19 protein-coding genes are annotated in these 19,763 nt (G+C 70.8%); 2 read left to right on the top strand and 17 right to left on the bottom strand.

From position 1 onward, the window contains the following. Positions 1–288 precede the first annotated feature (288 nt). The 13 genes from ACYQ8L_RS15815 to tilS form a co-directional block, all read right to left on the bottom strand. The gene (locus tag ACYQ8L_RS15815; RefSeq protein ID WP_459942780.1) at positions 289–1,521 is read right to left on the bottom strand and encodes an aspartate kinase; all 1,233 of its coding nucleotides are present in this window, start codon (positions 1,519–1,521) and stop codon (positions 289–291) included. Between the two features lies 1 nt (position 1,522). Then, positions 1,523–2,932: a dihydrolipoyl dehydrogenase gene (gene lpdA, locus ACYQ8L_RS15820; protein WP_459942781.1), complete on the bottom strand. Its 1,410-nt coding sequence runs from the start codon at positions 2,930–2,932 to the stop codon at positions 1,523–1,525. Continuing rightward, positions 2,919–3,434 carry a tRNA (adenosine(37)-N6)-threonylcarbamoyltransferase complex ATPase subunit type 1 TsaE gene (tsaE, locus tag ACYQ8L_RS15825; protein ID WP_459942782.1) on the bottom strand — a complete coding sequence of 172 codons (516 nt, stop codon included), beginning with the start codon at positions 3,432–3,434 and terminating at the stop codon, positions 2,919–2,921. Before tsaE ends, lpdA begins: the two co-directional genes overlap by 14 nt. Further along, a complete protein-coding gene (locus ACYQ8L_RS15830; RefSeq protein WP_459942783.1) occupies positions 3,431–3,886 on the bottom strand; it encodes a CBS domain-containing protein in 456 nt (151 codons plus the stop codon). The genes tsaE and ACYQ8L_RS15830 overlap by 4 nt, the downstream gene beginning before the upstream one ends. Positions 3,887–3,994: 108 nt before the next feature. Continuing rightward, positions 3,995–5,638, bottom strand: coding sequence for an NAD(P)H-hydrate dehydratase (locus ACYQ8L_RS15835; RefSeq protein WP_459942784.1), 1,644 nt, complete (start codon positions 5,636–5,638; stop codon positions 3,995–3,997). A 282-nt stretch (positions 5,639–5,920) separates the two neighbouring features. Beyond that, the gene (locus tag ACYQ8L_RS15840; protein WP_459942785.1) at positions 5,921–6,313 is read right to left on the bottom strand and encodes a holo-ACP synthase; all 393 of its coding nucleotides are present in this window, start codon (positions 6,311–6,313) and stop codon (positions 5,921–5,923) included. Then, positions 6,310–7,041: a pyridoxine 5'-phosphate synthase gene (locus ACYQ8L_RS15845; RefSeq protein ID WP_459942786.1), complete on the bottom strand. Its 732-nt coding sequence runs from the start codon at positions 7,039–7,041 to the stop codon at positions 6,310–6,312. The genes ACYQ8L_RS15840 and ACYQ8L_RS15845 overlap by 4 nt, the downstream gene beginning before the upstream one ends. Further along, positions 7,038–8,405 carry a phosphoglucosamine mutase gene (gene glmM, locus ACYQ8L_RS15850; protein WP_459942787.1) on the bottom strand — a complete coding sequence of 456 codons (1,368 nt, stop codon included), beginning with the start codon at positions 8,403–8,405 and terminating at the stop codon, positions 7,038–7,040. Before glmM ends, ACYQ8L_RS15845 begins: the two co-directional genes overlap by 4 nt. A 115-nt stretch (positions 8,406–8,520) precedes the next feature. Continuing rightward, positions 8,521–9,516, bottom strand: a complete 996-nt coding sequence (locus ACYQ8L_RS15855; RefSeq protein WP_459942788.1) for a CdaR family protein — start codon at positions 9,514–9,516, stop codon at positions 8,521–8,523. Continuing rightward, a complete protein-coding gene (gene cdaA, locus ACYQ8L_RS15860; protein WP_459942789.1) occupies positions 9,513–10,328 on the bottom strand; it encodes a diadenylate cyclase CdaA in 816 nt (271 codons plus the stop codon). The genes ACYQ8L_RS15855 and cdaA overlap by 4 nt, the downstream gene beginning before the upstream one ends. Before the next feature lie 3 nt (positions 10,329–10,331). Next, positions 10,332–11,537, bottom strand: coding sequence for a dihydropteroate synthase (gene folP / locus ACYQ8L_RS15865; RefSeq protein WP_459942790.1), 1,206 nt, complete (start codon positions 11,535–11,537; stop codon positions 10,332–10,334). 243 nt (positions 11,538–11,780) lie between these two features. Then, positions 11,781–13,736 carry an ATP-dependent zinc metalloprotease FtsH gene (gene ftsH / locus ACYQ8L_RS15870; protein ID WP_459942791.1) on the bottom strand — a complete coding sequence of 652 codons (1,956 nt, stop codon included), beginning with the start codon at positions 13,734–13,736 and terminating at the stop codon, positions 11,781–11,783. A 104-nt stretch (positions 13,737–13,840) separates the two neighbouring features. Next, positions 13,841–15,160 carry a tRNA lysidine(34) synthetase TilS gene (gene tilS / locus ACYQ8L_RS15875; protein ID WP_459942798.1) on the bottom strand — a complete coding sequence of 440 codons (1,320 nt, stop codon included), beginning with the start codon at positions 15,158–15,160 and terminating at the stop codon, positions 13,841–13,843. 89 nt (positions 15,161–15,249) lie between these two features. Here tilS and ACYQ8L_RS15880 point away from each other — a divergent pair, with 89 nt between their 5' ends. After that, positions 15,250–15,534 (top strand): PxxKW family cysteine-rich protein, encoded by a 285-nt coding sequence (locus tag ACYQ8L_RS15880; protein ID WP_459942792.1) that lies wholly within the window; start codon positions 15,250–15,252, stop codon positions 15,532–15,534. Here the strand turns inward: ACYQ8L_RS15880 and ACYQ8L_RS15885 are convergent. From ACYQ8L_RS15885 to panC, 4 genes are all read right to left on the bottom strand, one after another. Beyond that, positions 15,531–16,235, bottom strand: coding sequence for a DUF502 domain-containing protein (locus ACYQ8L_RS15885; RefSeq protein ID WP_459942793.1), 705 nt, complete (start codon positions 16,233–16,235; stop codon positions 15,531–15,533). The genes ACYQ8L_RS15880 and ACYQ8L_RS15885 overlap by 4 nt on opposite strands. A 267-nt stretch (positions 16,236–16,502) precedes the next feature. Then, positions 16,503–17,693, bottom strand: a complete 1,191-nt coding sequence (locus ACYQ8L_RS15890) for an amidohydrolase family protein (RefSeq protein ID WP_459942794.1) — start codon at positions 17,691–17,693, stop codon at positions 16,503–16,505. Position 17,694: 1 nt separating this feature from the next. Then, complete coding sequence (gene panD / locus ACYQ8L_RS15895) at positions 17,695–18,057, bottom strand: aspartate 1-decarboxylase (protein WP_459942795.1); 363 nt, start codon at positions 18,055–18,057, stop codon at positions 17,695–17,697. Between the two features lie 65 nt (positions 18,058–18,122). Continuing rightward, positions 18,123–18,971: a pantoate--beta-alanine ligase gene (gene panC / locus ACYQ8L_RS15900; protein WP_459942796.1), complete on the bottom strand. Its 849-nt coding sequence runs from the start codon at positions 18,969–18,971 to the stop codon at positions 18,123–18,125. 225 nt (positions 18,972–19,196) lie between these two features. Here panC and ACYQ8L_RS15905 point away from each other — a divergent pair, with 225 nt between their 5' ends. Then, on the top strand, positions 19,197–19,706 hold the full coding sequence (locus ACYQ8L_RS15905) for a Mut7-C RNAse domain-containing protein (protein ID WP_459942797.1): 510 nt from the start codon (positions 19,197–19,199) through the stop codon (positions 19,704–19,706). Positions 19,707–19,763 lie beyond the last annotated feature (57 nt).

Genomic DNA, 19,763 nt, shown 5'->3' on the forward strand with positions numbered 1-19,763 from the left:
AGCCCCACCCCTTGGAATTACTACGTGATTTCGGGAACGCCTCATTAGGAAGCCGGGAAGCGAAAACCGATCCCCCTCCGGAAACGCGGTGCGACCCGACCTCTCGAAGTCCGCGTTGTGCCGGAGGCCGGCACGCAGCGGGCAAGCGCCAGGCAGGATGCCGCGAGCGTCCTCGCCCCCCGCGGGACCGTCCCCTGTCCTTTGTCGTGTGACCTCCGATGGCCCGTACGCGAACGGGCGGAACCGGGAGGTCCGCCCGTCGGAACGGGTTCCGAAGGGCTTCGGCGGCTAGGCGGCGCCGTTCTCCTTGTCGAGCCCGAAGGCGTTGTGGAGCACACGCACCGCGAGCTCCGTGTACTTCTCCTCCACCACGCAGGACACCTTGATCTCCGAGGTGGAGATCATCAGCACGTTGATGCCCTCGCGGGCCAGGGTCTCGAACATCTTGGCGGCCACGCCGGCGTGGCTCCGCATGCCAACCCCCACGATGGAGATCTTGGCGATGCCCGTGTCGGCCTCCACGTGGGTGGCGCCGAGCTCCTTAGCCACCGGTTCGATCACGGCTAGGGCCCGCTTGAGGTCGGCCTTGGGCACGGTGAACGTAATCGACGCCCGCTCGCCCTCCCCCACGTCCTGCACGATCATGTCCACCACGATGTTCCGCTCGGCCAGGGCGCCGAAGATCTTGGCCGCGATGCCGGGCCGGTCCGGAACCCCCCGCACGCTCACCTTGGCCTCGTTGCGGTCGTACGCCACACCGGCCACCACCACCTGTTCCATGTCTTCCGTCTCCTCCACCACCCAGGTGCCCTCGTCGTCCGAGAACGACGAGCGCACATGTATCGGCACCTTGTACTTCTTGGCGAACTCCACGGACCGGATCTGGAGCACCTTGGCCCCCACGCTCGCCAACTCCAACATCTCGTCGTAGGAGATGCGTTTGAGCTTGCGGGCGCGGTCGCACACGTTGGGGTCCGTGGTGTACACCCCGTCCACGTCGGTGTAGATCTCGCACGCGTCCGCGTTGAGCGCCGCCGCCACGGCCACGGCGCTCGTGTCGGAGCCGCCCCGGCCCAGGGTGGTGATGTTCCCGGTGTTGGGGTCCACCCCCTGGAACCCCGCGATCACCACCACCTTGCCCTCGGCCAGGGCTTTCCGGATGCCGTCGGTTTCCACCTGGGAGATCCGGGCCTTCGTGTGGGCGCTGTCGGTGAGCACCCGGCACTGGAACCCGGTCATCGACACCGCCGGCACCCCCATGGCGTTTAGGGCCATCGAGAGGAGCGCGATGGTCACCTGTTCCCCGGTGGCCAAGAGCACGTCGAGCTCCCGCTCGTCCGGGAGTTCCGCTAGTTCGTGGGCCATCGAAAGCAGCCGGTCCGTGGTGCCCGCCATGGCCGACACCACCACGACCACGCCATGGCCCTCGGACCGGTACCGAGCCACCCGCCGGGCCACGTTGCGGATCCGGTCGAGATCGCCGACCGACGTCCCTCCGTATTTTTGGACGATCAACGCCATATCAGCCCTGCTCCCTCCTACGCCGGGCCATCCGGTGGATGGAGAGCCCCATGGTGTCCTCGCTCGCCTCCAGGATCACCTCGCTGATGGTGGGGTGAACATGGATCGTCGTCACGATGTCGCCCGGGGAGGCCTCCATGCGCATGGCCACGGCGATCTCGCCCACGATGTCGGAGGCGTGGGCCCCCACGATGGTCGCCCCGAGGATCCGGCCCGTGTCCTCGTGGGACAGGATCTTGATGAACCCCTCGGGTTCGCCCATGCACAGGGCCTTGCCGCTCGCGCCGAAGGAGAACCGGCCCACCTTGTAGGGGGTGCCGCTCGCCTTGAGCTCGTCCTCCTTCGCGCCCACCGAGGCGACCTCGGGCTTCGTGAACACGGCATAGGGCACGATGGAGTAATCCATCCAGTACTTCTTGCCCAGGCTGTTGTGCATGGCCACCAGCGCCTCGCTCGTGGCCACGTGGGCCAGGAGATACTGGCCCACCACGTCGCCCACGGCGTACACCCCGGGCACCGTGGTTTCCATCTCGTCGTTCACCCGGATCCGGCCCCGCTCGTCGGTTTCCACCCCCAGGTCCTCGAGCCCGATCCCCTCGCTGGCCGGCACCCGTCCCACGGCCACCACGGCGCAGTCCGCGAGCACCCGGTCCCCCCCCTCCAGGGCCACGCCGACCTCGGAGGAGCCCGCCTCGGCCCCGGCCACCTTGACCCCGGTGCGGATCTCCACCCCCAGGGCCTCGAGGCTCCGGTGCACCGTCCGGGACGCCTCCTTCTCCTCGGTGGCCAGAATCCGGCCCAGAGCCTCGATCACGGTCACCCGGCAACCGAAGGCCGCGAACATGTACGCGAGCTCGCACCCGATCACGCCCCCGCCCACGATTGCGAGCCGCTGGGGGAGGGTTTCGAGATCCCAGATGGAGTCGCTCGTGTGGATGCGAACCCCGTCGGGTTGAATGCCCGGAAGGCTCGCCGGCCGCGACCCGGTGGCCACGATCACGTTGCGGGCCCGCACCACCCGGCTCGACCCGTCGGGGGTCCGGACCTGGATCGCGTCGGCCGCGGTGAGCGTGCCCCGGCCCTGCACAACGTCCACGCCGTACCCCTGCAGGAGCTTTTGCACGCCTCCCACCAGGGTGCCCACCACCCGGTTCTTCCGGGCCACGCAGGCCCCGAGATCAAACCCCTCGAACGCCGCGCGGATTCCGAACTCGGCCCCGTTCCGGACCGCCAACACCCGCGAGGCGCTCTCGTAGAACGCCTTCGAGGGGATGCAGCCCCGGTTGAGGCAGGTGCCCCCGAGACTGGCCTCCTCCACCACGCACACCTTGGCCCCCAGTTGCCCGCCGCGGATCGCCGCCACGTACCCGCCCGGGCCTCCCCCCAACACCGCCACGTCATACATCTCCATCGAGAACCTCCCTCCGCAAACGCGCCTCGACCCGCGCCACGACCGCCCGAAGCACGGCCTCACTCGTGGAGCCGGAAGCCGTCATATCGACGTGCCGCACGTCCCCGGCCCCTCCGGGGCAATCGAGCCGCACCATGAGCCGATCCTCCGGAAATTCCGCAAGAAACAAGTCGGGCCATTCTACCACGCACACGTCCGGCCCATACAACACCTCGTCCAGGCCCGCATCTCCCAGGGCCCCCCCTTCGGCCAGCCGGTAAAGATCCAGGTGGTGGAGCCGCAGCCGACCCGCATACTCGTTGTGGAGCGTGAAGGTGGGGCTCGTGACCCGTTGCCACCGGGGGCACCCCAACCCCTTGGCGATGCCCTTCGTGAAGACGGTCTTCCCGGCCCCCAGGTCGCCCGAGAGCCCCACGACCAGCCCCGGCCGGGCCGCCTCGCCCACGACCTCGCCGAGCGCCAGCGTGTCCTCGGGGCCGCGGGAAACAAACGAAGCCCTCATCCCCCACCCATGGCCCGGATCACGTCCACCTTGCCGATCACGCCCACGAGCCGGCCCTTGGCGTCGAGCACGGGCAGGGTGTGGATGTGGCGCTCGGCCATGATCCGGGCCACCTCCTCTACCGGGGTGTCCTCGGTCACGGTGACCGGGTCCGGGGTCATGATCTCCTCGACCGTGGTGGCCGCCATGCGCCGGAGCTCCTCCTCGAGCTTCTTGGAGCTTCCCAGCACGATCACCGCGTCGAAGATCGTGATGGCCGTGGGGATGTGAAGCCGCTGGTTCTGATGGAGGAGGTCGCTCTCGGTCACCACCCCCCTGAGACTCCCCTTCTCGTCCACCACCGGAAACCCGCTCACCTTCTTTTCGATGAAGAGCCGGCTCAACTCCTTGAGCGGGGTGTCGGGACGCACCGTGAGCACGTCGCGGGTCATGATGTCACGAGCGGTTTTCATCGTTGCTCCTTCGTCGGCTGGGAGGCTGGGACGCTAAACGCCGGGCGACTCCCGCGTTGCGGTCCGTCCCACCCCGTGGGAGCAGCCTCGGGTATCAGGGATCAGAATTCAGAGGACGGATGTCAGCCCCCCTGTCTTCTGTCTTCTGTCTTCTGTCTTCCGTCCTCTGGCACCTGGCACGCCGGCCGGGGGGAACCACCGGTCCCGGCCCGGCGGCGGGGCCGCAACCGACCCGATCCGAGCCATCGCCTCGGGCAGGCGGGCCAGGAGGTCTCCGGCCATCCGGCCCTCCACGCCCGCCGCCGCGGCCGCGTCGCCGGCCGCCGCGTGGACCCAGGCCCCCAGCCGGGCCGCGTCGAAGGGCGCCAGCCCCCGCGCCAGGAGCGCCCCGATCACCCCGGCCAGCACGTCCCCCGTGCCGGCCGTGGCCATGCCGGGGTTCCCGGCGGCCACGAGCCAGACCCGTTCCCCGGGCGCCGCCACCAGGGTTCCCGCCCCCTTGAGCACCACCACCGCCCCGGTGCGCTCGACCAGGGCCTTGGCCGCCCCCACCCGGTCGGCCTGCACCCCGGCCGTGGGCCGGCCGAGAAGCCGGGCCGCCTCCCCGGGATGGGGGGTGAGCACCCGGTCCGGGCCCAGGCGGGGCGTTCCGGCCGCGGCCAGAAGGTTCAGGGCGTCGGCGTCCACCACGCAGGGGCCCTCCGCCCGCTCCAGGAGCGCCCCCACCAGCCGCCCGGCGTTCTCCCCCGTGCCAAGGCCCGGACCCACCACCCAGGCGTGGGCGGGCTCCCCCGCCAGTGCCTCCCAGGCCCCGGCCGGCCAGTCGAGCCCCTCGCCCACCGGGTGGGTCATGACCTCCAGGGGCAGCCGGGCCTCGATCCCGAGCCCACCGGGGGAGGCCACGGTGGCGAGCCCTGCGCCGGCCCGCAGCGCCCCCACCGCCGCGAGCCCGGGGGCCCCGGTCTTTCCCCAACTCCCCCCGACCACCCACACGCGGCCCAGGGTGCCCTTGTGGGCGTCGGGGGGGCGGCACACGAGCCCCGCGAGATCTTCGGGGTCGATCAGGGTGACCTCGGGCCCGACCCGGCCCACCCCGGACCGGGGGATCCCGATGTCCACCACCGCGAGCTCTCCGCGCAGCCCGGCGCCGGGAAACAGGAAGTGGCCCCGCTTGGGCCAGGCGAAGGTCACCGTGAGGTCGGCCCTCACGGCCGCCCCGCGAACGGCCCCGGTGTCGGAGTCGACCCCCGAGGGGATGTCCACGCTCACCACCGGCGCCGGCGCCTCGTTCATCCAGCCGATGGCCCGGGCCGCGAGCCCCTGGACCTCGGCCCGCAGCCCCGTGCCCAGCACCGCGTCCACGACGAGGGCGGCCCCCCGGACCCGGGCGGCCGCCGCGGCCTCGTCCGCCTCGGCCACCTCCACCAGGCGCCCGCCCAAGCCCAGGAGGGCGCCGAGGTGGACCGCCGCATCCCCGCCCACCTGGTCCCGGGAGCCCAGGAGCACCGCGGTCACGTCGACCCCCTGGTTCTGCAGACACCGGGCCACCACGAACCCGTCGCCCCCGTTGTTGCCGCGGCCGCACACCACCACGACCGGGCCCCGGCCCGCCGCGCCCGCGAAGCGGTCGAGAAGCGCCCGCACCACCCCCCGGCCGGCGGTCTCCATGAGCACCGGGCCCGGGATCCCGACCTCCTGGATCGTCCAGGTGTCGAGGGACTTCATCTCTTTGGCGGTCAGGAGTTCGAGCATGGCATTTCCGAGCTAAGCAGCTGGGATGCTTGGCGGCTAGGCGGCCAAAAACATTCTAGATTTCGGCGTCATCAGCCATACCACCCTGTGGGAGCGGCGTTCGAGCCGTGGCACCCCTTCTTTCGGGCCTTCGTCCCGGGCCCCCTCACCCTGCCCCTCTCCCCCTGTGGGGGAGAGGGTCTTCGGTGGTACCCGTGGTGGCATCGAGTCCCCCCTCCCCTGGCGGGAGGGGGACAGGGGGAGGGGGAGCGCGCCTTGCTCCGCCTCGGAGACGGGCCCCCGTCAGCGGCCCGGCCCGGCCTCCCCCTCCAGCACGGCGAAGGCGAGCGCCAGGCCCCCGTCGTGACTTAGGCTCAGGTGGATCCGGGCGGCCCCCAGCGCTTCGGCCCGTCGCAGGGCCCCCCCGTGGAGCCGGACCGCCGGCGGTTGGCCCCGGCCTCCGGTCACCTCCACGTCGGTCCAACGCACCCCGGCGGACCAACCGGTCCCCAGGGCCTTCAGCACCGCCTCCTTGGCGGCGAACCGGGCGGCCAGGGACTCGGGGGGCAGCACCGTCCCGTCCCGGCGCTCCTCCCCCGGCCGAAACACCCGCCGCAGGAACCGTTCGCCGTGGCGATCGAGGGCCGCCGCGATCCGGCGGACCTCCACCAGGTCGGAGCCCATCCCCCGGATCACCGGCGGGCCGCCTCCTCGGCGAGGATCGCCTTCATCTCGGCCACCGCGGCCTGGAGCCCCACGAAGATGGCCCGGCCCACGAGGGAGTGGCCGATGTTGAGCTCCTCCACCTGGGGGATCCGGGCCACCGGCCGCACGTTTCGCACGTTGAGGCCGTGGCCCGCGTGCACCGCGAGCCCCGCCTCGGCCGCGAGTCGGGCCGCGCTCCGGAGCCGCTCGAGCTCGGCGGCGGCCGCCGGCGTGCCCCAGGCCTCGCAGAACGCCCCGGTGTGGAGCTCCACGGCCCGGGCGCCCGTGCGCACCGAGGCCTCCACCTGCCGGGGGTCCGGGTCGATGAACAGGCTCACCCGGATCCCGGCCGCGGCGAGGGTGTCCACCGCGCGGCGGACCGCCTCGGCCTGGCCGGCCACGTCGAGCCCCCCCTCCGTGGTGATTTCCTCGCGTTTCTCGGGGACCAGGGTCGCCGAGTGGGGCCGCCGGGCCGCCGCGATCCGGAGCATCTCGTCGGTCACGGCCATCTCCAGGTTCACCGGCACGCTGGCCGTGGCCAGCACCCGCTCCAAGTCCTCGTCCTGGATGTGCCGCCGGTCCTCCCGGAGGTGGAGGGTGATCTGGTCGGCCCCCCCGAGCTCGGCCAGCACCACGGCCCACACCGGGTCGGGCTCCCGGATGCGGCGGGCCTGGCGGACCGTGGCCACGTGATCGATGTTCACCCCGAGCCGGATCATGCAGCCTCCTCCCCGATCTCGCGGCGCACGGCCTCGCAGATCTCGGCCGCCATGGCCCGGATCCGGTCCTCGTCGTCCCCCTCCACCATCACCCGGAGTTTGGGCTCGGTGCCCGAGTAGCGCACCAGCACCCGACCGTCCTTGCCGAGCTCGGCCTCCACGGCCCGGATGGCCCGCTGGACCCCCGGCAGGTCTTCCACCGGCCGCTTTTCCCGCACCCGCACGTTCTGGAGCACCTGGGGCACGGCCTCCATCACCCGGGCGAGTTCAGAGAGGGGCTTCCCCGAGCCCACCGCCACCGCCAGGAGCTGGAGCGCGGCCAGAACCCCGTCGCCCGTGGTGGCGTGATCGAGGAAGATGAGGTGCCCGGACTGCTCGCCCCCGAAGTTGTACCCGTCGACCCGCATCCGTTCCACCACGTACCGGTCCCCCACCTGGGTGCGCACGAGCCCGAGTCCCACCTCGGCGAGCGACCGCTCCAGGCCCAGGTTGCTCATGACCGTGGCCACCACGGCCCCGCCCTTGAGCCGGCCCCGGGCCTGGAGGTCCCGGGCGCAGATCGCCATGATGTGGTCCCCGTCCACCTCGTTTCCGTGCTCGTCCACCACGATCACCCGGTCGGCATCCCCGTCGAGGGCGATTCCCAGGTGGGCACCCCGGGCCCGCACCTCCTGGGCCACGCATTCGGGGTGGAGACTCCCGCAGCCGGCGTTGATGTTGGATCCGTCCGGGTGGATCCCGATCGGGATGACCTCGGCGCCGAGCTCCTCGAACACGGCCGGGGCCACCCGGTAGGCGGCGCCGTTCGCGCAGTCCACCACGATCCGGATCCCCTCGAGGGTGAGGTGGGAGGGGAAGGTGCTTTTAAGGTACACCACGTACCGGCCCACCGCGTCGTCCACCCGGAACGCCTTGCCCACCTCCTCGGCCGTGGGCCGCACGTGGTCAAGTTCGCCGTTGAACAGGTGGGCCTCGATCTCGGCCTCCACCTCGTCGGGCAGCTTGAACCCGTCGCGGTCGAAAAATTTGATGCCGTTGTCCTGATACGGGTTGTGGGAGGCCGAGATCACCACCCCGGCGTCGGCCCGCATGCTCGAGGTGATGAACGCGATCCCCGGGGTGGGCAGCGGGCCCACGAGCAGAATGTCGACCCCCATCGAGCAGATTCCCGAGGCGAGGGCGTTTTCGAGCATGTAGCCCGAAAGCCGGGTGTCCTTGCCGATCACGATCCGGTGGCGGCCGCTCTTGCGCTCCTTGAACACGTGGGCCGCGGCCCGGCCCAACCGCACCATCATCTCGGCGGTCATGGGCTCGATGTTGGCGACGCCCCGGATTCCGTCCGTTCCGAACAATTTCCGTCCCATTGCCCCGTCCTCCTGCACAGCCGACGGCTGGAAAGCTAGAAAGCTGGAAAGCAGAACGTCTCAAACCCAAAGGGGGCACGATCGGGAGCCTGCCCCCGCCCCGTCACGGCGGGCCTCATTCCGGCGCGACGGGGGGTTGTCCCTCTGCGGCGGATTCGGCCGGTGCCGAGGGCATGGCCTGCTCCTGCGGTTCCCCGGGCGCCTCCGACGGCGGCTCCACGATGCGCTCCACCGTGTTGGGGGCGACCTCCACCACCTCTACGGAGGCCGGGGCCTCCACCACCACGCGGACCGGGCCGGGGCCCCCCGGCTCGGCCCGCACCCGGATGTCCTCGGGCACGATCCGGGCCACCGCCCGGACCGGCCCCCGGATCTTGACCCGAACCGCTGGGGGCACGAGGGTGTCCCCAGCGGGCCCGGGCAGCACCGGGATCCCCAGGAACTCCCGCTCCGCCACGACCTCCCGGATCGCCACGGTGACCTTCACGCTGGTCGCGTCCAGGGGCCGGATCGTGGGATCGGGGAACGCGAGCCCCACGGGGCGGGTGAGCCCCCCGGTGGCCCCCGCGACGTCCACCGGTTCGGTGGGCACTTCTGTCAAGGCGCGAAGGGCGCGCTCGGCCCCGCTCACCCGCACCTCGGCGGGCTCGGCCTCCACGGACACGACCTCGAACCCTTCGGCCGGGCTTCCCCGGAGCCGCGGCTTCACCCGCACGGTCTTCTCCACCCGGCGGTCCACGTCGACCGTGATCACCGAGGGGGAGATGTACGTCACGTCGACGCCCCGGGGCAGGTTGAGCCGCGAGGGCAGAATCTCGAACGAGCTGATCCCCGGCTGCACCCCCTCCAGATCGAGGGACACCCGTAGCTTCGCCGGATCGATGGCGGCCAGGAGGGTCCGGGGCCCGTTGACCCGGACCCGGATCGCCTCGGGCACGGGGCTCACCACCACCCGGTCGGAGGGGATGCCGGTGAGCTCCAGGGGAACCGTGAGGCTCACCTCGCTTCGCTTCTCCCCCACCACGAACATCCACAGGAGCACCGCAAACCCTAAAGACAGGAGCTTGAGGCCCCAGTTCTCGGTCAGCCACGCCCGCCAACTGAGCCTCAAGGCCGGACCTCCACGCGCCGGACCTTCGCCTTGGCCTTCTCGCCCCGCACGGCCGCCTCCCCCACCCGAAACAGATTGAGGAGCACCTTGCGCAGGGTGGCGCCGTCGAGGTCCCGGGTCACCCGGCCGTTCACGGCCACCGAGATCGCCCCGCGCTCCTCGCTCACCACGATCACCACGGCATCTGTTTCCTCGGTGAGCCCGATGGCCGCCCGGTGTCGGGTGCCGAAGTCTTTGTCCAGGTCGGACCGGGTGGTGAGCGGCAGCAAGCATCCCGCCCACAGGATCCTCCGGCCCCGGACCACCACGGCGCCGTCGTGAATCGGGGAGTAGGGCAAAAAGATCGCCTGGAGGAGCTCCCGCGACACCAGGGCATCGAGCGCGACCCCCTTCTCCACCTGGTCGTCGAGCCGGGTGTCGCGTTCCAGCACGATCAGGGCCCCGATCCGCTTGTTCGCGAGGCTCACGGCGGCCCGCATCAACTCCTCGATCACCGCGGCCTCCTGGGCCCCTTCGCGGCCCCCGAGAAACGGGTTCATACCCACGTGCGCCAGGGCCCGTCGGATCTCGTTTTGGAAGAGCACCACGATGACGAGGATGATGGACGAGAGGAAGGCGTTCAAAAGCCAGTGCAGGGTGAAGAGCTCGAACACCTGGCTCCCCACGTAGGCGACGACCAGGATCGCGAGCCCGACCAGGATCTGCAGCGCACGGGTCCCCTTGAGCAGGAGGAAAATCCGGTAAATCACGAACGCCACGAGCAGGATGTCCACCACATCCTGCACCCGCAGCCCGCTCAAGAGGTCGAGCAACCGTCACTCCTCTTCGGCGCTACACACCGCCCACGCCAGATCCGCCGCGCGCCGGGTGGCGCGCACGTCGTGGACCCGCAGGACCCTGGCGCCCCCGGCCACCGCCAGAACCGCCGCGGCCAACGAGCCCTCCAGCCGGTCCTTGGGATCGTCGATGCCCAGGGTCTTCCCGATGAAGGATTTGCGGCTCGCGCCCACGAGAACCGGGCACCCGAGGGACCGGAACTCCCCCAGCCGCCGCAGGAGCACGAGGTTCTGGCCGGCGCTCTTCCCGAACCCGATCCCTGGATCGATCCAAACCCGGCTCCGGTCCACCCCGGCCTCGACGGCCCGGTCGACGCTTTCCTCGAGCGCCCGGAAGATCTCGCCCACGAGGTCGTCGTACGTGGTGTCGGACTGCATGGTGCGGGGGTCGCCCCGCATGTGCATGACCACGAGGCCCGCCCCGGTCTCCGCCACCGCCCGGGCCATCTCGGGGTCCATCCGAAGCCCGCTCACGTCGTTGACGATGGCGGCGCCTGCGTCCACGGCCTTCCGGGCCACGGCCGCTTTGTAGGTGTCGACCGAGATCGCCACCCCCACCCGGTGGGCCAGGTGTTCGATCACGGGAAGGACCCGGCGCTCCTCCTCGTCCTGGAACACCGGCGGGGCGCCGGGCCGGGTGCTCTCGCCGCCCACGTCCAGAAGGTCGGCGCCCTCCTCCACCATGGCCAGGGCCCGGTCCAGGGCGGCCTCGCGGTCGAAGAACTCGCCCCCGTCCGAGAACGAATCGGGGGTGACGTTGAGGATGCCCATCACCAGGGGGCGGGCGTCGAGGCGGAGCGTCCCGCCGTGCCAGCGGAACTCCACGGGCTCCCCGGCCCCCAGCAGCGCCTGGAGCTCGTCTGCCAACCGCTTGAGCCCGAACGGTTGGGGCCGGAGCTTCCGAACGAGCCGGCGCACCTGCTTCCGGGTCCCCAGGATGATCGCGTCGGACCGCTCGGCCGAGCAGTTCACCACGCCCCGGGCCACGGCGGCATCGCCCCCCAGGGAGAGCATCTCCTGCTTCAGGATGTTCGCCGCCGGGGACCTCAGGCCCTCGACCCGGATCGCCAGGAACCCGGCCTTGTCGATCATCCGCGCCACCCCGGCCGCGTCGGCCCCCACCCGTTCCAACTCGGCCCGGGCCCGCCCGGGATCCGCAAGGTCCATGACGCGCAAGTGGTACACGGGAAACATCCTCCTGGCTAGGCGGCTAGGCGGAAACATCCTTGCATATCAAATAGATACCATCAAGCGTCGGTCCGGCGACGGCATTCCGGGAACCACGACTCCGCCGACGGGGTTTCGGTCCGTATCGGGTCCGAGGGTCGCTCCCCCGCCCCGAGTCCCGTGGGCGCACGCTCCCCCGGCGGCCCGAACCCGCCGGTCCTCTCCGCGTCCTCCGTGGTTCCCCGACGGTTCCCTTGCCCCCTAGCCAAACAACTCGGGCTGGCGGGGGTCCTTGGGAGGTCGCGTGCGGCCCGCTTCCTTTGTTTCGGCCGGAGACGACCCGGGCTTCTCCTCGCCGCCCGAGTCGGGCCCTCCCCCTTCCCCACCACCGGATCCTTGCTCCGAAGCCGGGGCGGCGCCCACGATCGCCTGGATCTCTTCGCCGACGAGCACCTCCCGCTCCAGGAGCGCTTTGGCCAGCGCGTCCAGCCGATCCCGATTTTCGGAGAGCAGGGTGCGGGCCCGCTCCAGGTTCTCCCGCACGATCCGCTTGACCTCCTCGTCGATCTCCTCGGCCGTGCGCTCCGAGTAGTCCCGGTGGGTGGCGAGCTCCTTCCCGAGAAAGATCTGCTCCTCCTCCCTGCCGAAGGTGAGCGGCCCGAGGCGGTCGCTCATGCCCCATTTGCACACCATGCGCCGGGCGATCTCGGTGGCCTTCTCGATGTCGTCCCCCGCCCCCGTCGTGAGGTGCCCCACGGCGAGTTCCTCGGCGGCCCGTCCCCCGAGGAACACCGCGATGCGATCGAGCAAGTACTCCCGGGTGTAGGTGTGGCGCTCGTCGATCGGAAGCTGCTGGGTCACGCCCAGCGCCCGGCCCCGGGGGATGATCGAAACCTTGTAGATGGGATCGGCATTGGGGAGCATCATCGCCACGAGCGCGTGGCCGGCCTCGTGGTAGGCTGTGTTCCGGCGCTCCTCCTCCGAGAGCACGAGACTCCGGCGCTCGGCCCCCATCAGCACCTTGTCCTTCGCCTTCTCGAAGTCGTCCATACCGACCTTATCCTTGCCCTGGCGGGCGGCGGCCAGGGCGGCCTCGTTCACCAGGTTCTCCAGGTCGGCCCCGCTGAACCCCGGGGTACCCCGGGCCAGGGTCTCCAGGTCCACGTCTTCGGCCAGGGGAACGTCCTTCACGTGGACTTTGAGAATCCCCTCCCGGCCCCGCACGTCGGGCCGGGGGATCACGATCTGCCGGTCAAACCGGCCGGGCCGCAGGAGCGCCGGGTCGAGGACATCGGGCCGGTTCGTGGCGGCGATCAGGATCACCCCCTCGGACGACTCGAACCCGTCCATCTCCACCAGGAGCTGGTTGAGGGTCTGCTCGCGCTCGTCGTGGCCGCCCCCCAGGCCGGCGCCCCGGTGGCGGCCCACCGCGTCGATCTCGTCGATGAAGATGATGCAGGGGGCGTGCTTTTTGGCCTGGACAAAGAGGTCGCGGACCCGGCTTGCCCCCACCCCCACGAACATCTCCACGAAGTCCGATCCGGAGATCGAGAAGAACGGCACCCCGGCCTCGCCGGCGATGGCCTTGGCGAGCAGCGTCTTCCCCGTGCCCGGGGGGCCCATGAGGAGCACGCCCTTGGGGATGCGGCCGCCGAGCTTCGTAAACTTCTTTGGGTTCTTGAGAAACTCGATGATCTCCTCGACCTCCTCCTTGGCCTCGTCGATCCCGGCCACGTCGGCGAAGGTCACCTTGGTCTCGTCGGGGGTGAGCATGCGGGCGCGGCTCTTGCCGAAGCTCAGGGCCTTCCCCCCGCCCGCCTGCATCTGGCGCATGAAAAAGATCCACACCCCGATCAAAAGAAGCATGGGGAACCAGGAGATCAGGATCGTAACGTACCAGGGGGAGTCCTTTTCGGGCTTTGCCGTGATGGCCACCCCGTTCTCCCGGAGAATCCGCACGAGATCCGGGTCGTCCGGCCGATAGGTCCGAAACGGGGTCTGGTCGGTCATGACCCCCTGGACCTCGCGTCCTTGGAGCACAACCTCGCTCACCTGGCCGGTTTCGACCGCCTCCAGGAAATCGGAGTAGGTGATGTTCCTCTGAACCGTCTGATTCCCGGGGAACAACTGGAACAGCAGGAGCAACACGAGGAGGATGAGCAACCACAGGGCCAGGTTGCGAAAGAACGGCCGCTGGGGCCGGGTCGCGATCGACATCCGGTACGACTCCAAGTCTGCAGGAACAGGGAAAACGAATCGGGGAGAACGCTGAAACTTAGCACAGGGGCCGGCGCTCCAACAACGGATTTCGCCCTCCGGACTCACGAACCCGCCAGCCGGATCCAAGACGGGCCGTCCTCGGCCCCGGCCCAGAACCAGGGCCCCAGGAGGCCGAAGATCCCCCCCCCATCCTCGACCACCCAGGTTTCGTCCCGGCGCCACGAAGGGAGGCGCGCCTCCATGAGCGCGTCCTTGACCTTGGCGGTCCGGCCGCCCCGCTTGAACCGATCTCCCGGCAACCGGGGGCGGAGCCTCACGCCGCCGGCGCCCCGGCCGGCAGGAACGGCCACGGCCGGCGCCTCCGGCCGTGACCCAGCGACCCACACGACCTCGCACCGGCCGTCCGCCCAAGCGCGCGCCCCCGGCCCGGCCAACTCCAGGGTAGGAAGTCTCGGCTCCGGCCGCCGGGGGAGGAACCAGAGGTCCCCGAAGCACCGGCACACGGCCGCGGGGCCCGGGACAGGGATCCACCGTTCCCGGCCGGCCGCCCCGAGAAGGCGGTCGATCGCCTCAAGGTGCCCGAGGTCCAGAAGGGCGGGATCCGCCCCGACCCGGACCCAGGCGGCGAGGTAGACGCGAAACCGGACCGCGTCGGGCAGTCCCGTCAGGTCCCCGACGGGGATCCGCCACCCCTCGGGTTCCCGAACGGCGAACCGCTCCGCCCAGTCCCGGGCCCACCCCGAGAGCACCCGGTCGTCCCGGGCGATGAGGCCGGCCGAACGAAGGAGCGCCCCCTTGGCCCCGGGCCGTACCGCTTCCAGGAGCGGCAGCACCTCGCGCCGCAGCCGGACGCGGGTGAACCGGGGCGAGAGGTTCGACGGATCCTCGCGCCAACTCCATCCCCGCGCGGCGGCCACCCCCTCCAGGTCCCGCCGCCAGATTCCCAGGAGGGGTCGCAGGAACGGCGGAGACCATTCGGCCATCCCCCCGAGCCCCCGGGGCCCGGCGCCTCGGAGGAGCCGAAACACAACGGTCTCGGCCTGATCGTCGGCGTGGTGGGCCAGGGCCACGCATCCGAGGCCCAAGGCCTCCCGTTCCCGCCGGAGAAACGCCCTCCGCTCGGCCCGGGCCCAGGCGTGGAGGTTTCCCCGGCAGCTCCCGGGGTCGAGCCGCCGATACCGGAACGGGAGCCCGAGCTCGGCCGCCAGGTCCCGGCAGAACGCGGCGTCCTCAGCCGACTCGGGGCGCAGGGCGTGGTCCACGTGGGCCAGTGCCACCGGCCCCAGGCCCGCGGGCGCCACCTCGGCGACCAACCGAGCCAGGCACGTCGAGTCGAGCCCCCCCGACACGGCCACCAGGGCCCCCCGGCCCCACAGACCGTGCCGCCGGAACGCCCGCTCCACGGTCTGGCGCAGAAACATTGACACGTTCTCGCCGTCCGGAGTAGAGTTTCGCACTTTCGTGAATCCGCCGGCCGTAGGCGCCGGAACCTTAGAGGAGGTACGCCGCCATGCTCTGCCAGACGATCAAGAAGGACAAAGACTGCTTTTTCTGGGGCGCCCAGGGCTGCACCTTCCCCGGCGGGGAGTGCCGGCCCGTGGTGGAGAAGTGCGAGGGTTGCGCCCGGATCGAGGAGTGGCCCACCGGCAAATACTGCTCCGCCTACCCGGCCCCGGCCAAGCAGTGGGCCCTCGGCCTTTGCAACATGGCTACGCACATCAAGATCGAGGAAGAGAAAACCCAGAAGATGCTGAACCCCCTGAAGGCCAGCAAACGGAAGGCCGCCGGCCGCTAGGCCGACGGGGTCGGTTCTCTGCTCGGCGCCTCGGAGGCCCGCCCGGAAGGGCGGGCCTTTGTCGTCTCGGGGGTCTCCCACCCCACCATGCCCGCGCTCATGATCAGCTTGAACGCCTGCTCCACCGTGATCTGGAGCGGCACGGCGTCCTCCTCCGGCACCAGGAGGTAGTATCCCGACGTGGGGTTCGGGGTGGTGGGCACGAACACATTGAGCACCCGCTGGGGAGTGCGGGTCTGGACCTCCCCCTTGCTCAGGCCCGTCACGAACCCGATGCTGTAGAGTCCCTTGCGGGGGTACTCCACCAGGACCACCCGGTGGAACTTGTCGCTTCGGGCGTCGATCAACTGCTGAAGAAGCTGCTTCACCGCTTGGTAAAACGCGCGTACCACCGGGATCCGGTCGAGGATCCGCTCGTAGGCCCTCACCACGCTGTGCCCGAACAAGTTCGCGCTCAGGAACCCCACGACCTGGATGAAAAGGAGCGTCAGGATCACGCCCAACCCCGGGATCCGGAACCCCAGGTAGGTCTCGGGCAGGAACCGCTCCGGCACGAGCGCCAGGATCCGGTCGGCCCACCGCACGATGGCGGCCACCACGTAGAACGTGAGCCCCAGGGGCACGATGACCAGGAACCCGGCGATGAAGTTTCGCCGGATCCGGTCCCGCAGGTATCGCACCAACCGTGCAAACCAGCCCACGCGGCCTCCGTGTCAGGGGTCAGAATTCGGAGGACAGAAGTCGGAAAACCCCTGTCCCCTGTCTTCCAAGTTACTTCCCGCTGGGATGCTAGGAGGCTGGGACGCTCGGACGCTAAAATCCTATAGGATTCCAGCGTCAGCGGTTGTCCCAACCTGTGGGAGCGGCTTCCGTGTCAGGGGTCAGAATTCGGAGGACAGAGGTCGGAAAACCCCTGTCCTCCGTCCTCTGTCCTCTGTCTTCTGGCCCCTGGCCCCCCGCGAGTGCCGCTACACCGCCTCGCCGTCGAGCCACAGGGCCTTGATGCGGCCTCCCCCCAGGAGGGCCTCCCAGGGGTCGCGGCCCTCCAAGGGGACCGCCATCATATCAGCCCGCGCCCCCGGGGAGAACCGGCCAACCCGGCCCCCCAGGCCGAGCACCTCGGCACCGCCCCGGGTGGCGGCCCGGACGGCCTCCTCGGGGCTCCAGCCGTAGTCGTCCACCGCGGCGGCCGCATCGGCCCGCAGATCCAGATCCCCGGACGAAAGCACGCTGTCGGTGCCGAGGGCCACCGGGACGCCTGCGTCCAAGAACGCCCTTCCCGGCGCGGCCCGCCCCGACAGCCGGCGGTTGCTCCGGGGGCACAGCACCACCCCGGCGCCGCTCCGGGCGAGGGTCTCCACGTGACGGCGCTCCACGTGGACGGCATGCACCAGGATCGCCCCGGGCCGGAGGATTCCCAGGCGGTCGAGCCAGTCCACGGGGTGGCACCCCGGCGCGGCCGGCGGGGCGAGCCCCAATGCGGCGTACAGCACGTCCCGGATCGGCCCGGTTCCGGACCGACAAAACTCTACCTCGGCGGCGGTTTCCGCCAGGTGCACCATGAGCCGGGCCCGACCGGCCACCCGGCGGAACCCCTCGGCGCACACCGTGTATGGGGCGTGGGGCGAAACGCCCCACGCCCGACCTCCGCAGGCCGCCTCCAGCCGTTCCAGGCCCGCCCAAGCGGCCGGGAGGTGCTCGTCGTGGGCCGCGATCAGTTCGGGAAAGGCGAGGATCCGAGGACCGCCCACCGGGTACCCCTGGGCCGTTTCCGGCCGGGTCACCACGTCGGCGACCCACCCCTGGCCGGCCCCCAGGCAGGCCTCGGCCCCGGCCGCCGCCGCCCGGGCCCACCGGGCGGGGGGGGCCGCCCGTTTTTCCGCGATGACCCCGAGCACCCACTCCGCGAACCCGGGCGCCACGGGCGGCCGGAGCCCGGTCAACTCCAGATGGGCGTGGGCGTTCACCAGGGGCGGCAGGAGTACGAATCCCGGCAGATCCACCCGCTCGGCGGCCCCGGCCTCCCGGGCGACGTCCGCCTGTTTGCCGATCTGGCGGATCGTGCCCCCCTCAACGAGAACGGCCCCGCCCTCCAGGGCGGGGCCGTCCATCGGCAGAACCCACGACGCCGAGAACACCCTCCGGTCCGGGGGGTTCATCTCAGGCGGCCTTTTGCGACGCGATCCGGTTCGCCCCGTCCACGAACACGAGTTTCGGCTGCCACGAGGCCACCTGCTCCTCCGGTACCTGGGCGAAGGCGCAGATGATCACCAGGTCCCCGGGCGAGGCCTTGTGGGCCGCGGCGCCGTTCAAGCGGATCTCGCCCTCCCCGGGAGTGCCCGGGATGGCGTAGGTCTGGAACCGCTCCCCGTTGGCGATGTTGTAGATCCAGACCTCCTCGTAGGGCACGATGTCGGCCGCCTCGAGGAGAACGGGGTCGATCGTCACGCTCCCCTCGTAGTGGAGATCCGCCCCGGTCACCGTGGCCCGATGGATCTTTCCCTTCAGCATGGAACGGGTCATCGTCTCACCTCCGTTCGCCGCCCCTCGGCGTCGTGTATCCTCTTCTTCCCCCAGGCCCAAGGTCCCTACCCCCGCCGCTCGAGCACCCGGTTGTCGATGAGCCGCGTCCGGCCGGAGAACGCGGCGACTGCCAGAACAGCCCGGTCCTCGATCGATCCGACCGGCTCGAGGGTGTCCGGGTGCCGGATCTCCGCGTAGTCCACCCGGAGGCCCGCCCCCTCCAGCAACGACCGGATCTCGCCCGCCAGCGCCCCGGGGTCCCGCACCCCCGCCTCCACCTGCTCCTGGGCCCACCGAAGCGCCCGGGGGATCGCCAAGGCCTGTCGGCGCTCCTCGTCCGACAGGTAGGTGTTTCGGCTCGAAAGGGCGAGCCCGTCGGCCTCCCGCACCGTGGGCACCCCGACGATTCGCACCGGCAGGTTCAGGTCGCGCACCATCCGCCGAACCACCTGGAGTTGCTGGTAGTCCTTTTCCCCGAACACCGCCACGTCCGGCTCCACGGCGTGGAACAGCTTCAGGACCACCGTGGCGACACCCCGGAAATGGCCGGGGCGGGACGCCCCGCACAGGGGCTTCGAGATCTCCTCGACCGTCACGTAGGTCTGGTACCCTTCCGGATACATCTCGGCGGCCGAGGGGAAGAACACGGCGTCCACCCCGGCCTCCTCGCACAGCCGCCGGTCGCGCTCCTCGTCCCGGGGATACCGGTCGAAGTCCTCCCCCGGGCCGAACTGGGTGGGGTTCACGAAGATCGACACCACCACGCGGTCGGCGAGCTCCCGGGCCCGGGCCACCAGCCGGAGGTGCCCCTCGTGCAGGTACCCCATGGTGGGCACGAACCCCACGGTTTTCCCCCGCGCCCGGGCGGCCCGGGACCAGGCCCTCATCGCGTCGATCGTCTCCAGCCACTCCATGGGAGCGTCCTCGCACACGGCCAAAACAAAAGCGCCCGCCGGAGGTCCGGGGGCGCCAAGCCGCAAATGCGGCGAAACGACGGTTCTGTGCCTTCGCGGGAAACCCGGAAGGTACATCGCGCTGGCATCTCCCGTCCCGGTCCGGCCTTCCGGATCCAAGCGGTACGGCATCTGGTATCATATCGAAACCGGCCTTGTCAACGCCCGCGCCCGGAGGAACCCGGTTTGAATCGCGCAAGCGACGAACTCCCGCGCTTCCTGGTGGACGCCATGCTGGGCAACGTGGCCCGGGATCTCCGCCTCCTGGGCTACGACGCGGAGTTTCGCCCCGATCTGCCGGACCCGGCGCTCCTCCGGCTGGCCCAGCGGGAGGGCCGGGTGCTGGTCACCCGCGACCGGGGCCTGGTCCGAAGGGCCCGAAACGTGCGGTGCGTGTGGGTGGCGGCCACGTCCCCGGTGGAGCAGACCCGGGAGGTGTTGGCCGCCCTTCCGCCCCACCCGGCCCCTCCGGCGTGGAGCCGCTGCCTTGTGTGCAACGGCGTCCTCCGGCCCGCTCCGGACGACGCCGCCCTCGCCAAGGTCCCGGACCATATTGCGCTCCGGCATCGCAGCGCCCTCATCGCCTGCGACCGGTGCGGCCGGGTCTACTGGCCGGGCTCCCATGCGGCACGGCTCGCCGAGCGCCTCCGGCGCCTCCGGGGCGCCGCTTTACAGGTGGCGGGGGGTTCAGTATAAAGCAGGGCTTCCAAGTAACTTCGGCTAGGCGGCTGGGCTGCTCGGCAGCTGGGCGGC

The organism is Deferrisoma palaeochoriense, from assembly GCF_054656955.1.